The organism is Pseudomonas serbica (genome assembly GCF_028823535.1).
GTDB lineage: Bacteria > Pseudomonadota > Gammaproteobacteria > Pseudomonadales > Pseudomonadaceae > Aquipseudomonas > Aquipseudomonas serbica.
Map to the genome: position 1 here is coordinate 885,882 of NZ_JAQIYM010000090.1, position 14,919 is coordinate 900,800.

Here is a 14,919-nt window from a genome sequence, read left to right on the forward strand (position 1 = left end):
GTTCCTATCAAAGACCAAGGTCGGCGGAGAAGAGTGAACCCTGGGCCGTCAGAGGCATCTTCCTGACGATCTGCGGCACCTCGGCACCGCTGACACCGATTAGCATCAGGTGATCCGGCGTGACGCCTTCCAGGTTCTCCAGCTGTGCTATCACAGCGGCCTTGAGTCCTGGCTTTTGGGCAAAGGCAGGCAGGATGTATTCCCCTCTGTCCCATTCAATTTGAGATTTGTTGTTTTTCGGCGTTTCTGGCGCCTTTGGCGACTCGTCATCCGGGTTCACCGGCGCGAAGCGTTGAAGCTTGTTGATGACCGGGCGTAGCAATGCAAGCAGACTGTCGAGCTGATAGGCCCCATACGCTTTTTTGCGCTTTACCATCAGCAGGACAGGCGACATCTGGTCGCTAGGAATTGATCCTTCAGTCAACGCCGCCTCGATGGCCGGGTGATGACCGCCCAGACTTCCTACGAGATCGATCAGTCGAGGGTGGGCAAAGCCGCGATGCTCGACCAGGGTTTCAATGGAAAACGAGGGATCTAAAGACTGAAGAAAACTACTCAATGGCGACAGGTCAAAAACAGTCTGGACTTTGAACCTGGATCTCGAGAATGTCGCTAGTGGGCCTGCGATGAGTTCGCGCTTCATGAGGGCGCTGGTTTTAGAGCCCGTTGGTTCACCGACTAAGCCGACAAGGTTGCGAATTCCGCAACCCGCGAACTTGAAGTGCTCAGGATGGGAGATGAGGGCGCACGCCAGTAACTGCTCCACCAGATTATCTTTGATTTCCTGGGGCTCATTGGTCTTGTCCGCCCAATACCTGGCTTTGGTAGTGATGACCTTGATGGTTTGTGCCTTGTTCTGACAGGTTTCCAACATGGCAAAAGCGTCGGGATAGAACAGTCGGTCGAGGTTGTCGTGTCCGAACTGGTTCTCGCCTGGGCACATGATTTCCATCAGGCGCTGGTATTGGGTGAGGTTAAACGCTTCCTGGCGCGTGTTCAGTGCGAACCGGCCATCTGGGGAGCATAAAATAGGGAATGGATTGTCGTGCGCAGGTTGGCCGGTAAGGGTTTCAACCGTTTGTAACCAGTGCGCCGAGTGTACATAAGAGCTCAGTGGGTCAGAGTTGAGCTGGTGAATCACGGTTTTCTCACGCTCTGACATCACGTTTTTCAGCAGATCGCGGTACATCTGGTTAGATTTTGGCCCTGGCAGCAACCCTGAAGTACTTATGAACTGTTGCGGGCTGAGGCGGCGTAGGCGGTCGATGAGGTTGTAGATATCAAGCCCAAGTTCGGGGGCCTCTGGCTTCTCAATATCGAAGACGTTGCCACCCTCATGCGCGATGGCCATGAGAATGGAGAAGTGGGGGTACTTATCGTCGATCTCACCCAGTTTGAGTAATGGGGTATTGGTGGTGAATTTCATTTCACCGGTCTTCGACAGCGATGTCCTGGTCGATTTAGCCAGGTATTCACGCAGCAACCCTCGCTGGCTGACCTCCGCCAGGTCGGAAGCTATTTCCCCCTGCTGGGTCAACCACTGATCAATTTCCTCACGCACCGGTCGCAGGTGCTGGCGCAGCTCATAGGGCAGGGCGGCTTCAGTGTCGTGGGAAAACAGCTTGAAATTGCTTCTCATGTGGTGATCTGCCTTTACGCGCCAATGTCAGATGAGAAAACGCTACCCTGGTCTCGCAGATCCATGGCTTTGAACACATTTGGTGCGCTTCGGTAGTCGAGCCCGGTCAAGATCAGGTGATCGTGCGTCCATCCGGTTTTAGACTCCATGTGGGCAATGAGGGTTTCTTTCATGCCGGGGCATTGGGTGAATAGCTCTCGGAAAATGTGCCTGCTGTTGTCGGCCTGGAATTGCCCTTTGCCCGGTAACGTCCCATCTGCCTGGCGAAGAGGAACTTGATACAGGTATTGGAAGTAAATCGGGGCCAGGGTTTCGAGTGCGTAATGATGGAAAGCATTGGCCTTGCTGATCTGGTAGGCCAAAGTCCCAAGGTCATCTCGCGATGTGTCTGGCTTCATCACGAAAGGTGCGATGGCCGCAACGTAAGCCTTTTCGGCCTCGATGACGTTTTCGATTCGTTCATGATTCAGCCCTTGGTGTTGGATCATGGCATCGGGGGTAAATTCCGGCTCAAGCGCGTGCAAGTAAGCCCGGAGGTGGGCGAAAGACTCACGGCTAGAGGCTGCATTGCTTTCTGAATAAACGGCCAGGGGCCCCGACAAAAGGTTGCGCACTTGGCGCGTCGGGCTGCGCTTAGGATCGATTCCGACCAGATTTTTGACCCCAAACCCTGCGCCTGCAAAATGCTCAGGATGCGCGGTAAAGGCACAGCAGACCATTTGCTCAACGGCATCATCGAACACGTCTGCCCCGACTTCGTCAGCGCCTGCTGCTGACAGCAAGCATTCCGCCTTCTGCCGCATGTCCATGAGGATGGTGGCGGTGTCGCTGGAGTTCTCCAGCTGCCGGTAGGCGTCGGCGTAGAATAGTGTGTTGAGCATCTTGTTGTGCAAGGGATCTCGGTAATGGCCTTCCATCCCTTCACCCTCGGCGAACTCGAACTCTTGCTCACCGTGATCATCGGCGAGGACGTGAATCATCAGATCATGATAGGCGCCGGCGTCGAACTCGTGAGCTTTGGCTGTCAGAGTTCGGCTGAATGTGTCGTCCAGGGGCCAATCATAGCGAGCAACTGTGCCGGCGAGGGAGGGCGCCTGTGCGATCTGGTGGAACAATGGGTGAGTGTACTGAACGGTTTTGTGCTCCCGCCCCGATGAGACGTGATCTTCGATCACCGGTGCATGCTGCTCGATCAGGTGGTGCACCATGCCGTTGTACAAGCGATTGGCGCCAGGCCCAGGGATCAGGCCTGCTGTGGCGATGAACTCCTGTGGGCTGCGTTTGCTCAGCTGGTCGATCAGATATTTTGGTTCGAACTCGTGGATGCAGTTGTGTATCAAGTCGTCAATGCGCCCGCCGTCGGCGATGAACGCCATCAGCAGGGCCTGGTCGTGGTTGTACGGATCCGCGATGTTGATATTGAAAAACAGGTCTTCGTAGTCATCGGATTTCAGGTATTCACTGAGGTGCCCTTGTGCTTGGAAGTCCACCAGGCTGTCAGCCTTCAAATGATGGAGCTGAAGGTAGGCATTGATGTCGGCCAGGATCTGGTCGGCACGGGCCTTTTGCAGGGGCTGAAACAGGGCTTCAATTGCACGGGGGAACAGTGAATGCACGGCAGATCTCCTTTTCCCGAGTATGGCATGGGCGGCAAGGCCGGTTCCAGGCAAGGCGTAGCAGAATCGCGTACTACAACGGCTGTGCCGGTGGCTGAGTTCGAGGCCAAAACAAGACCCCCGCCAGAAGGCGGGGGAGAAGGACAGCGCAAGGCTGATTAGAGGCTGGAGGACACAACACGAATCCCTGCCGAGTAGCTGTAAGCCCTGTTGTTCGTGACGTAGTAGCAGTAACTCCCGCCCGCAGGCACGATTCCACTGATGGGGAAGTCCATGCCAATGTCGGAGAATTCGCCACCCCAGCCCATGGTGGTGCCAACGGTCACGCCGTTGATGACCAAACTGGTGGCGCCAGGCCCAGTGGCGGTGATCAATGCAGTCTTTGGCGATGACCAGCAACCACTCCATGTAGTCCTTGTAGGCCCTACTGAAACAATGGTGACTGGCGCCTCTGCGCTCACCCCAGGGGATGCCCACAGACCATTGGTGCAGGAGAGCAGTCCACCCCAGGCATCGCGGCTGACTAAGCCGTTAGGTGAACAACCCCAACCTGCGGTAGAGATGCTGTCGAGTTGCAAGAACTCACCAATTTCCACGCGCCCGGCGTTGTAGATGCCATTCGCGATCAGGGTGTTCAGATGGCTACTTGAAGCAGGTTGAACGTAATACCCGGTGTTGTTGATGTCGTAGAAAATACTCGCGTATGCAACGTTTGCCATCACCGAGTTCATGCGGCTGGTCTGCGACGGCTGGACGTAATAGCCGGTATTGTTGATGTCGTAGTAGATGCCTGAGTATTCGACGTTTGATTGAACAGCGTTCAGCCGGCTGGTGCCGGACGGTTGGACGTAGTAGCCGCTGTTGTTGATGTCGTAGAACACAGAGGCATACGAGGTGTTCGCCATCACGACGTTTTGGCGGCTGGTACCGTTCGGGTCGATGTAATAGTTTCCATCGTTTACATCGATGAAATTTTGCCCGTAAACGCTGGTGCCAGCCCACATGTATTGGCTCGTAGACACCTGCCCGTTGGCGCCAATCGAGCCATTGACGCTCAGGTTGCCGGCGATGCCAGTTGAGCCACCCACGTTCAGGTTACCATTGACGGTTTGATATCCGTCGACTTGCGAGTTGCTTCTGATCCGGAAGTCACCCAGTACCTCGGCGCTTGAGCCAACGATGACTCCAGAGCTGGTAACTGCGCTAAGGCCTGAACCGTTACCAATGCGAATTGCCTGGCCAGCAAGGTTTTGAATGCTCGAGGCGCCAATGATCGCCCGGTTGCCCGGTGCAGGGCTGTCGAACTGCAATGGGGCATGCATCTGGTTAGAGCCGTCGGTGCGCAACCAGGTGTCGTTGTAGGCGTTGTTGCTGGCTACGAAAATCATCTTGCCGCTGATGGCATCGGCGCTGTAGCGAGCATCCGTGGTGGCGGAGTAGGGGGTTAGGCCACCGCCAGCCGCCGACTGGTAGCCTGAGTTCATTGCGGACGCAGCAGTGAGGACAGCCAATCCAGACAGGTCAGCACGCACTCTCAAGGTGCCGTCGGTGTCTTGGACTTTGAATGCAGAGGAACTCGTGGTGGCGGTGAACTTCAAGTTCGGTGCGGTACCCGAGATCACCACGTTGGTACTCAACACAATGCTGCCGAAGGGGATCGGGTTGATCGCCGTCGCATCTGGGAAGTCGCAGGGAAGGAGCTCATTGCCGGGGGCTTGTGAGCCTCCGGTGCCTGGACAGGTGTTGCTCTTCAACCAGATGGAGCCGTTGTAGGTGCCAGCTGTAATACTGGACAGATCTCTGGCCAAGGCCGAGCGAACGGCGTTGTTGTACTGGAAGATCAAGCCGCCAACGATACGAGCCCTGGCTTGCTCAAGATCAACCTGCTTTTCCAGGAAGGCCAGGATTGTGATGAACATCATGAGGCCGACGACCATGATGAGTTCTATCAGGGTTACACCGCGCTGGCTCTTCATGAAACCTCCAGGAGAGCATTTTCTTATAGTTGTTCCTATATATTAACAAACATTCATACGCGATGTATCAACAATGTGAATGAATTGACACATCTGTACATTTGCAGAATTACCATAAGATCGGTATATAGCCAGCCCTTTTATAACAGGCCGATTTTCTATATATAAAAGAGCACAAGGACAGATATAAAAAACCAAGCCCACCTGGATGGACTTGGTTTTTTCGCAACAGGTTGAATATGGGCGTCGCTAAAATTGACAGCAGAAGACGACGGCGTAGTCGTTTTGACCAATGATGGTGCCGTCTGAACCGGTACGCCAGTTTTCACCCGTTGAGTCCCAGCCCATTTTGGTCATGCCGGCAGGGCAGGCCCAGACAGTTACGTCGTAGGCGGCATAACCAGGAATGGTGTAGTGGTAACAGGTTGGTGCGCTGCCCCCTGCTTTCCGCCATATGCCGTTTACGCATGAGAGCGAAGAACCGTCGGCTGTCCGGCTGAGCATGCCGCTGGGTGCACAACCCCATCCTTCGTTTGACACCGCATCGAGCTGGATAAATTGGCCGACTTCGATACTGCCGTAGTTGATCAGGCCGTTTGACCAAATACCATTCAGGCGGTTGGCCCCCGACGGCTGCAGGTAGAAACCGGTGTTGTTGATGTCATAGAACACCCCTGAGTACTCAACGTTAGATTGCACCGCGTTTAACCGGCTGGTGTTCGCAGGTTGGACGTAGTACCCGGTGTTGTTGATGTCATAAAACACGGAGGCGTACGAGGTGTTCGCGAGCACCGCATTCTGGCGGCTTGTGCCGTTCGGATCTACGTAATAGTTTGGGTCGTTCCGATCCACATAAGTATTTGCATAGACCGTGTTCATTTGGCTGCCGCCATTAGGATCTACGTAATAGTTTCCGTCATTACCATCCGAAAAATATTGGCCGACAACGGCCCCTGCGGCAGTCACGTTAGCGCTTGACGCTACGTTGCCGGTTGCGCTGACAACACCACTTGTCCAGATGTTGCCAAGAACGCCAGTGTCGCCGTCCACCTGCACATTATTGCGGACTCGGAAGCTGCCCATGATCTCAGCGTTGCTATCTACCACGACTCCTGCTGCGGTCACCGCCGTCATGCCGCTGCCAGAGCCCAGGAAGAGGGCTTGTCCGGCCAGGTTTTGAATTCGTGAAGCACCCGTGATTTGTCGGTCTGCAAAGACCCCACTATCAAAGTTGAGGGTCTTGTGCATGCTGTTGCTGCCGTCCGTGCGGAGCCAGACGTCGTTTGAGGCATTGTTGCTGCTGACAAAGGTAATAACACCCGTCACGGGGCTAGAGGCGTAGCTTGAGTCGGAGGTTGCCGCAACTGGTGAGACTCCGCCCGCGCTGGCCTGAACGCCTGTTCCGATGGCAGAGGCAGCAGCTAAAACAGCGAGCCCGGACAAGTCGGCACGCACTTTCAATCCTGCTCCGGGTTCACCCACGGAAAAGGCCGATGTGCTTGTGGTCGCGGTGAATTTTCGATTCGGTGGGGTGCCTGAGACGGCCACTGTCGTCGTGAACGATAGCCTTCCGAAAGGCACCGGGTTGGCAGCGGTGGCCAGTGGGAAATCGCAGGGCAAATACTCTGTGCCTGGTGTGAGCATCCCGCCACAGGCGCTGCTTTTCAACCAACTGCTGCCCAAATAGGTGACCGAGGAGGCCGGAATATTTTGCGCTAAGGCGTTTCGCACTGCGTTGTTGTATTGGAAAATCAGACTGCCAACAATGCGGGCGCGGGCCTGCTCCAAGTCAGCCTGTTTCTCGTAAAAATTGAGAATAGTGATCATGGCCAGAAGACCGACCACCAAAATCAACTCAATTAACGTAACGCCTCGTTGAGCACGCATCTAACATCCCCACGACTCTTGGTTAGTGCCTCTAGCGGGCTGGTCGTTCAACAATGGAACCATTTAATACATGCTTAGTAGTATTGCACTTTGGTATGCCATTTCAAAGACAATTTAAGCCAATCATATTTGTCCAAGTTTGTATGAAAATCATAGACAATAGAGCCAGAGGCTTTCTGGCTTTTAATAGTTGAAGCTGGCACTATCATACCCTTGCGCAGTGATGACGGTCGGCGGGGATTTAGTTGATGAAAGTGATGATGATTACGGGCGCAGGTATCAGTACCGGCGCTGGTCTGAGCACCTACCGGGGCAAGGATGGTCGCTACACCGAGATCGAGGAACAAGTCGGTATGCCCATCGAGCGGCTGCTGACGCCGAGAACGCTAAAAAGCGACCCGGCACTGGTCTGGAAATACTGGTTAGAGTTCAGCGTCGCGTTGCAGTCAGCGCTCCCTTCGCCGGCGCACCACGCCATTGTTGAAATTTCCAAGGTGGCTGATGAATTCCTCGAAGCTACGCAGAACGTCGATGGCCTGTCGCATGACGCCGGCTTGCCCGCGAGCCAGTTAATCGAACTGCATGGCACCTATCACAAGCACCATTGCACCGAGTGCAGGGCTGAACATGGGCTGATCCTGACAGCTGACATGCCCATTCCTCCGCGTTGCTACCGCTGCCGCCCGAAAGACCTCGTGGATTTTTACGAGGCGCCAGTGATCAGGCCGAGCGTGGTCATGTTCGAGGAGCTTCTCAACGAGGACGCCCTGGGCCGCGCCATGTCCTACGCCCGTACCCGCCCTGATCTGCTGGTGATTTCTGGCACCACCCTGCAGTTCCCTTACCTGATCGAGATGGTCGGCAATGCGGCGGTGAGCGGCGCGGAAATCTTGTACATTGACCCAATGGCAGGGCAGTACAACCCGATGTTCCATCTGCTCAACCCGGATTTGCGCATCGAAGAGTGCATCATCAATATCCGCAGGAAGGCTGATGACGTGCTGCCGTCGTTGCTCGAGTTCCTCAAAGGTCAGAAGGCGCGGCCAGAACTCAATGGAAAGATAGACCCTGACGCCCTGGCCGAATGGGTCGTGTCGATCAGGCAGGAAGAATCCGCTGAGCCAATTGACCCCACTCCTGTTGCCGAAGATCGGGGGGATCTAGACATAGGCCAGGTTCTTGATGCTGTCCCGACAGGGCTCTTTGCAAAAGTGTTGAGTTACCTATTCCAGAGGTCTCCATGACGCAATTGCCGGCTGAATTCTTCGATTTCTGGTTGAACCAGGAGCACTTTTTCCTCGACTTCGAGGCCTCTGGCCTTTTGGGGGACAGCTATCCCATTGAAATCGGCATTGTCGGGTGCGACGGAAGCCGGTTCGAAACCCTGATCAAGCCTGCTACCGGCTGGACGTCGTGGAGTGCTGACGCCCAGGACGTTCACGGAATCATTCGCGAGCGTCTTGAGGACGGCATGGAGGCTGTTGAGGTGTTCAAACATCTCAATGAGCGTTATGCCGGGAAAGTCCTCTGGGCGGATTCCGCTTACGACAGGTTCTGGATGGCCGTCCTAAGCGTGGCTGCTGAAATTGATCCAAAGTTCACTGTGGGCGTTCTGTATGACCGAATCCCTGAGGATCATCATGTGATTTTCGGGCGGTTCAAAAAGCTGCCTGTGGCCCACCGCGCTCTGCAGGATGCGTTTGACATACGCACGGCTTGGTTCGATTACCTGAAAGCGATGTCTGAAAATAACCAACCTTGCGATTGAGATTCTGCGCATGAAGATCATGATGGTCACGGGTGCCGGGATCAACGAATCCTGTGGCCTGTCGGTGTACGACCCTGCGTTGGGCCGCTACACGTCTACGGAAATGCCCACTGGTGGGCGGATCGAGCAGGTAATCAACGCTAAGTTGCTCGAAAAGGATCCGGACGTGTTCTGGAGCTATTGGCGCGACTACTGCCGAAAACTGGATGCAGCACTACCGGGCCCGGCGCACGATGCGATTCGTGACATTGCCGAGCTGTGCACCGAGTTTGTGGAGGTGACGCAAAACCATGATGAGATCTCTTTTAAAGCACGACCTGGTGTGCACTGGCGCATCACCCTGCACGGGCGTGCCGATGATTACTACTGCGCTACGTGCAAGTCGACGTTCAGCCAGGATTATTCGGCGCAGATGACGCTACCTCCCCGACTGAAAGAGGGAAATGCGATTTACCGGTGTCTGAATCGACACAACGATATCCGCCCGGACGTGGACTGGATGAAGGAAGGCATATCCGTCTATGAATACGATAGGGCGTTGGCGCAGGCCGGGGTCAGTGATGTGTTGGTAATCTGCGGTGCGTCCATCAGCTACAGCTACATTTTGAACTTCGTTGAAGCGACGCTTTCTGCTGGCGGACAGGTGCTCTACATTGATCCGCAGGCCAGCGCGTTCAACTCGCGATTCATGAAATCCGACCTGGATCTGGAATCGATTACCAAGATTCAGTGCATCCAGGGCTCACCGGATAGCGTTCTGCCGGGGCTGGCAGTCTTCTTAAAGGCTCAGAAGTCGGGCGCCGAGGGGCATAAGAGCCTTCCTAATCCCTTTGATTCCGCATCGTTAGGCGCCTGGATAGCAGGAGAGGGCGTGGCCACCAAGCATGACAATTGATGGTCTTTAATCGTTGTCGGCGGATGGGCGTGACGATATGATCTCGCGCCACGGCGGGCCTGGCTCTACAGGCTCGTTATCGTTCCCCGGTCGACGAGGTTGCCTTGAAAAAAGTTCGCAAGTTTCGGTACGTCCAACGATTGATCCCGCTCAATCCCAAGGTCGAGTGCCTCGATACCTTGCGGTTCGGCGAGGTCTTCCGCATGCACTATATGGGAGCCGCCGAGTTTGAGCGCGGAGCGTTCGAGACATTCCTGACCCGCATGTGCGAACTCAACAACCCGGAAGACCATCGCAGCTTCTGGCAGCGTCGCGTGTTACGCAAGCCGGCGCCGGTCAGCCGCCTGCACTTCATCCGGGCGACTGTGGAGGGGACGCCTATCTACGCGGCCTTCGACACCACCCGTCATACCCAGGCCGAAGTGATCGAAGAGATCACCGCGATTGCTAAGGGTCGCGCCCACCTGAAGATGCCAGCGGGCTTCCCACCGACCGCAAGCGACCAGGCCCGAGGTGAATGCCCAACAGTCTGGGCCGAGATCCGCGAGAACGTGATCTGGAGTCTGTCTGACCTTAGTTATCTCGGAGATTGGCTAAGGAACACCATGCCGTACCTTCAGTCCGGAAGCACCAAAGCGGGATAACCGAGATGGAGTAGGGGCGGGCATAAGAGAGAAGTCGATACCTCTGCGCGTAAGCGCTGCTGGCCTTTAAATAAAGGCGAAAAGAACGAATGTAGTAAATTGACAGCATGGCAATACTAGGTATACTTAGCTCACCAAACAGTTCCTCAGCCCTCGTGGCCTGAGCCCAAGACGAGTGAAAATTATGACCGTTGCTGTGATGAACACCACCACGATTAACCCGGCGCGTAAGTACCTGGACAAAGCCATGGTCGTGTTGAACGACCTGGGCTTGAAATCGAACAAGGAAGATTTGCCGGTGTCGGCACTGATCGCCAAGATCGCCGAGTTCGGTGAAGATCAGGCGCTGACCATCTCGTCGGTGCTGGCGCGTCAGGGCACGTTCAACGAAATGGCCCGTAACCAGATCGCCGGCATGGAAATCGCTGAGCGTTATGAAGGCATCAGCACGAACTTCAACTCGATCCGTGTCGATTCCAAGCGCCAGCTGATGATCAGCGAGCGTGGCTCGATTTCCCTGATCGAGCGTTGCCAGAACGGCTGGATGAACGTGTCGCGTGGTTCGATCCCGAAACGCTTCGACAAGATCAAGTCGCTGTACATCGACGTGTCCCGCTCCATGGGTGATCAGATCGACCGCGAACGCCGTGTGATCGATGCCTACGGTGACTATCGCTTTGCGATGAAGGCCGCCGAAAGCGAAGCGCAGATCCTGCTGGCCAACGCCGCAATCAAACTTGAAGAAGCCAAGGCTGCCCTGGCTGCTGCGCAAGAAGCCGTGAACACTCCTGCTGAAGGTACGACTCCGGCACAACTTTCGTCCCTGGAACTGGCCCGCGACGAAAAAGTTCGTGAGCTCACTGCCGTGGATGATAAATACCAGGTGTCCAAGGACATGGCTGACCAGCTCAGCACCGGCTACAACGCCTCCGAGTTCGTGTTTGCTCGTCTGGCGCAGACCAACAAGGTCAAGAGCCGTCTGTACGATCAAACCGTTGCGTTTTTTGCTACCAACGAAATCGTCTTCACCGGTATCTCTGCCGCCACCACGGCCAACGCCGGCCTGGTTGAAGGTACTCGCACCATCAACGCGATGAACCAAGGCGTTAACGACAGCCTGCGCGACCTGGCAAGCCTGGGCAACAAATCACTGGAAGCCGGTATCAGGGCTGGTTACGGTTCGACCATCCAGGCCAGTGCAATGAAAGAATTGGTTGATGCGGTGGTGGGCTTCCAGGAGTCGAGCGTGCAGCTGATCAGCGACCTGCGTAAAGAAGCTACCGACAACGCGCAGGAAGTTGCTCGCATTGCCGAAGACGGCAAGCGTCGCTTCGCTGAATCCCTGTCCAAAGTCGCCTAAGCGAAGGAGCGGCCATGTCGATCTTGCAAACACGCGCAGCCCTGGATGCCACGGTACTGATCGATCAGTTCCGTCAGGACAACATGGCCATCCAGAGCTTTCTGAATGTCGACGCCAAGCGAAAGGAACTCGCTGGGCTGTTGACTGACTATTACGCACGGCAGGGCGTGACTGACGTCACCCCTGAAATGATCGAAGCGGGTGTGGCGTTGTTGGAACGCGACCGCTTCACCTACAAAGGTTTCTCGGGTGGAGCCCTGGCCAAATCTGTGGCCAAGGCTTACCTGACTGTTAACGACAACGCCCGGAGCATCGGGATCGGCCTTATCGCCGCTCTCGCGATTGGCTTGACTGTCTCGACAGCCACAAGCCGTCTGGAAGCGGGTCGTTACAGCAATCTGCTGACCAGCATCACTGAACAGCGTCAGCAGTACGGCAGCAATTCGGCGAAGATCAAACGCTTCATCGACGATCAAAATGCCTGGTTGGTTTCGGTCAAGAATGACCAGCCGACCTGGGCGGTGGACGTGACCCAGGCGACCCTGGCGCAGTTCCGTAATCAGTTGGAAAACGTCAGCACCAAGCTGTACAGCATGGTGGCGGTGATGGACGACGGTACTGAAAAGCCAACGCTCGACGCCGTGAAAAAGAACTATGACGTCTACCAGGCGCAGCTTAATGAGCTGTCGGTCAAGCTGGGCCCGCTGCAGGAATCGTTGCAGAAGGACATCAACGCACTGATCAAAAGTCGTCAAAGCCTTGAATCGCTGTGGGCAGCCGACAAGGCCCTGAGCGACCTGATGTCGACCCAGGCCTATCAGGCCTACGCAACCGACCCTCAGGTACAACTGCGCCAGGCAGCGGCGCGTTCGGCTTTGATTGCCGGCGAAGCGGCAGAATCGACCAAGTCGCTGGCTGAGCTGAAAGTTACATTGACCAAACGCTCCAAGGCCCAGGCACTGGTCAACGGTGTTTCGGCGCTCACCAGTGAATTCTCGAGTGGTTTCAAGGATTCGGAAGGGCAGCGCAAGTTTAACCTGTTGGCATCCCAGGCCCGCCAAGCCGCCGAAGACGGTAATGAAGGTAATTATCGCCAGGCCTCCACCGCGATGCGTGCCTTGTGGCAGTACGTGGGAATGGATCTGACCGTTCGTGTGGTCGACGGGAAAGGTAAGCAATCGGGCGTTGGTGATCGTTGCCAGAATGTGGCCGGAACCACCAATGTCTGTGCCGACGGCCCTAAGCGCAACTACGTGATCCTGGAATCGGTGGATGCGTCGGGACGTGTTGTGCCTCGCGAGGTGTACAACTGGGAAACCAAGACTTCGAGTGTTGTTGAGTCCTGGGCTCAGGAGGTCTCTCGTGAGACCTACGACGAGATCAAGAAAAGCAAAGTACAGAATGGATTCGTTGAGAAACGCGATTTCGGCCATAAGGCTCCAGGTGATTACGCCCTGACCTATGACCGCTCGGTTCTCAACGGCACGATCACCAGCTGGGGTGGCAAATGAGCAAAGTAAACGGAACGGTAGTCAAGGAACGCCTGGAGTCGCTGGTTGAACAAGCGGCGCTGGAAGAGCGGACGGCGAAGAACTCGCTCAAGAGCGGACAAACCCAGCTCGCCCAGACCGAAGAGAAAATGGCAGCCCAACTCGGCGTCATGGCTCGCGTTCACTTGCAGACCCTGATCGCTGGCAATACTCGCCTGCACCCGATCACCCAAGAAGTGGCCACCTTGCTGAGCGAGCGTAAAGCCGGGTTCGAGGCGGCTAAGGCTGAGGTTGGCACGGCGGAGGAGGCTGTAGAGCAGGCCGATGTAGCCTTGCGCACTGCCCACCAAACACTCGCATCGCGTGAGGCTCAACTCAGAAAAGATTTGGAGTCCCATGAGGGGCTGAAAGACCTGCGTGGTCAAATCGGTGAGTTGTCTAACGCGGTCAACGAAAAAGAAGAACTGCTCGAAAACATCACGAACGAATGCGTCGAGAAATCGAAAGCATATCGTGAAGACCGGTTCTTCATGCACCTGCACAATATCCAGTACGGTACCGAGAACAGCACAAGCAAGTGGCTGTTCCGTGGCTTCGACAACTGGCTGGCCCAGCGCATCAATTACACCCAGGCTCAGCAGAACTTCAAGTTCCTCTATGAGCTGCCAGTCAGGGCCAATGAAGCACTGACGCTCGCTCGGCAGCAGCTTGAAACTGTTCAGTACAAGATCCAGGAAATCGTTGATCAGATCGAAGAGTCATCCGGTCAAAATCAAGCTGAAGTTCGCCTGGAGTCGGCTGAAAAACGCCTGAAAGAGCGTCAGGACGCCCTCAAGGCCGTGCGTGAAGCTGTTGATTTGCACACAACCTGTGGTGATCAGGCGTACAAGCAGATCCTGGCTGTTATTGGCAAGGCGATGGACGGGATGAGCCTGCAGACTCTGGATCGATTGACCGGTGAGACGGACAATCGTGAAGACGAACTGGCACTGTCGTCGTACCGCTCTCTGTACGAAAGCGGAACCCGTCTGCGTGGTGAAATCGCCGCGATGCAGAATCGCCACGAGAACGCGGCGTATCGCTACAAGCGCGCTTCCAGCCTGCAGGAATACTGCGATGACCAGGGCCTGGACAGCTCCAAGCGGATCTACAACAGCAACTTCAACCTGCAAAGCCTGGTTGATGGCTACATGATCGGGCAAATCGAACAGTCGATGCTGGGCCGTCAGCTGGAAACCCAGTCCGAGGTGATCCGTGAACGTGCGCCGGAGCCGTCGTACACGCCGCCAACGAGCAGTGGCTACAGCAGCGGCTACGCTGCCAGTGGTGGCGATGATGACAATCGCCGCTACAGAAACAATGACAGCATCAGCAGTTCCGAGAGCACCTACAAGAACTCTGACTCCATCAGCGACAACAACAGCTCTTACAGCAACGGCGAGACGTTCTGATCGCTAGCGGCGTGTAGCTACAGGAGCCGGCCCCAGGGCCGGCTTTTTCACGTCTGTGACAATTTAATCACATTGTTTTAAGCTGGGATACCATTTCGGCAGTTGCGCTCTTGCCGAACCCAACGATTAGAAGAGGGCTCTATGTCAGGTATCTTCGCGCATTTCAACACCGCTGGCGCAACGGTGACCACGC

General features: G+C 55.6%; 11 protein-coding genes. 7 read left to right on the plus strand and 4 right to left on the minus strand.

The genetic code is table 11. The annotated features are described in order from the left end of the window. Positions 1-7: 7 nt before the first annotated feature. The 4 genes from NQL71_RS35665 to NQL71_RS35680 form a co-directional block, all read right to left on the minus strand. The gene (locus NQL71_RS35665; protein WP_274644321.1) at positions 8-1,639 is read right to left on the minus strand and encodes a hypothetical protein; all 1,632 of its coding nucleotides are present in this window, start codon (positions 1,637-1,639) and stop codon (positions 8-10) included. A gap of 14 nt (positions 1,640-1,653) precedes the next feature. Then, on the minus strand, positions 1,654-3,255 hold the full coding sequence (locus NQL71_RS35670; protein ID WP_274644322.1) for a hypothetical protein: 1,602 nt from the start codon (positions 3,253-3,255) through the stop codon (positions 1,654-1,656). A gap of 158 nt (positions 3,256-3,413) precedes the next feature. After that, positions 3,414-5,231, minus strand: a complete 1,818-nt coding sequence (gene pilV / locus NQL71_RS35675; RefSeq protein WP_274644323.1) for a shufflon system plasmid conjugative transfer pilus tip adhesin PilV — start codon at positions 5,229-5,231, stop codon at positions 3,414-3,416. A 249-nt stretch (positions 5,232-5,480) separates the two neighbouring features. Then, a complete protein-coding gene (locus NQL71_RS35680; protein WP_274644324.1) occupies positions 5,481-7,118 on the minus strand; it encodes a pilus assembly FimT family protein in 1,638 nt (545 codons plus the stop codon). A 248-nt stretch (positions 7,119-7,366) separates the two neighbouring features. Here NQL71_RS35680 and NQL71_RS35685 point away from each other — a divergent pair, with 248 nt between their 5' ends. The 7 genes from NQL71_RS35685 to NQL71_RS35715 all read left to right on the plus strand — a co-directional run bounded on the left by NQL71_RS35685 (position 7,367) and on the right by NQL71_RS35715 (position 14,726). Further along, complete coding sequence (locus tag NQL71_RS35685; RefSeq protein ID WP_274644325.1) at positions 7,367-8,362, plus strand: SIR2 family NAD-dependent protein deacylase; 996 nt, start codon at positions 7,367-7,369, stop codon at positions 8,360-8,362. Then, the gene (locus tag NQL71_RS35690) at positions 8,359-8,886 is read left to right on the plus strand and encodes an exonuclease domain-containing protein (RefSeq protein WP_274644326.1); all 528 of its coding nucleotides are present in this window, start codon (positions 8,359-8,361) and stop codon (positions 8,884-8,886) included. Before NQL71_RS35685 ends, NQL71_RS35690 begins: the two co-directional genes overlap by 4 nt. 10 nt (positions 8,887-8,896) lie before the next feature. Continuing rightward, positions 8,897-9,781, plus strand: a complete 885-nt coding sequence (locus NQL71_RS35695) for a Sir2 family NAD-dependent protein deacetylase (RefSeq protein ID WP_274644327.1) — start codon at positions 8,897-8,899, stop codon at positions 9,779-9,781. A gap of 203 nt (positions 9,782-9,984) precedes the next feature. Further along, positions 9,985-10,425 (plus strand): hypothetical protein, encoded by a 441-nt coding sequence (locus tag NQL71_RS35700; RefSeq protein ID WP_274644328.1) that lies wholly within the window; start codon positions 9,985-9,987, stop codon positions 10,423-10,425. 184 nt (positions 10,426-10,609) lie between these two features. Continuing rightward, the gene (locus NQL71_RS35705) at positions 10,610-11,785 is read left to right on the plus strand and encodes a hypothetical protein (protein ID WP_274644329.1); all 1,176 of its coding nucleotides are present in this window, start codon (positions 10,610-10,612) and stop codon (positions 11,783-11,785) included. A 14-nt stretch (positions 11,786-11,799) separates the two neighbouring features. Continuing rightward, complete coding sequence (locus tag NQL71_RS35710) at positions 11,800-13,296, plus strand: DUF6384 family protein (RefSeq protein ID WP_274644330.1); 1,497 nt, start codon at positions 11,800-11,802, stop codon at positions 13,294-13,296. After that, positions 13,293-14,726, plus strand: a complete 1,434-nt coding sequence (locus NQL71_RS35715) for a hypothetical protein (protein WP_274644331.1) — start codon at positions 13,293-13,295, stop codon at positions 14,724-14,726. The genes NQL71_RS35710 and NQL71_RS35715 overlap by 4 nt, the downstream gene beginning before the upstream one ends. Positions 14,727-14,919 lie beyond the last annotated feature (193 nt).

What these genes read in the sequence shown, in the direction of transcription:
- NQL71_RS35665 (WP_274644321.1), bottom strand. Translation starts at nt 1,639, where the DNA reads ATGAGAAGCAATTTCAAGCTGTTTTCCCACGACACTGAAGCCGCCCTG.
- pilV (WP_274644323.1), bottom strand. Translation starts at nt 5,231, where the DNA reads ATGAAGAGCCAGCGCGGTGTAACCCTGATAGAACTCATCATGGTCGTC.
- NQL71_RS35680 (WP_274644324.1), bottom strand. Translation starts at nt 7,118, where the DNA reads ATGCGTGCTCAACGAGGCGTTACGTTAATTGAGTTGATTTTGGTGGTC.
- NQL71_RS35685 (WP_274644325.1), top strand. Translation starts at nt 7,367, where the DNA reads ATGAAAGTGATGATGATTACGGGCGCAGGTATCAGTACCGGCGCTGGT.
- NQL71_RS35690 (WP_274644326.1), top strand. Translation starts at nt 8,359, where the DNA reads ATGACGCAATTGCCGGCTGAATTCTTCGATTTCTGGTTGAACCAGGAG.
- NQL71_RS35695 (WP_274644327.1), top strand. Translation starts at nt 8,897, where the DNA reads ATGAAGATCATGATGGTCACGGGTGCCGGGATCAACGAATCCTGTGGC.
- NQL71_RS35700 (WP_274644328.1), top strand. Translation starts at nt 9,985, where the DNA reads ATGCACTATATGGGAGCCGCCGAGTTTGAGCGCGGAGCGTTCGAGACA.
- NQL71_RS35705 (WP_274644329.1), top strand. Translation starts at nt 10,610, where the DNA reads ATGACCGTTGCTGTGATGAACACCACCACGATTAACCCGGCGCGTAAG.
- NQL71_RS35710 (WP_274644330.1), top strand. Translation starts at nt 11,800, where the DNA reads ATGTCGATCTTGCAAACACGCGCAGCCCTGGATGCCACGGTACTGATC.
- NQL71_RS35715 (WP_274644331.1), top strand. Translation starts at nt 13,293, where the DNA reads ATGAGCAAAGTAAACGGAACGGTAGTCAAGGAACGCCTGGAGTCGCTG.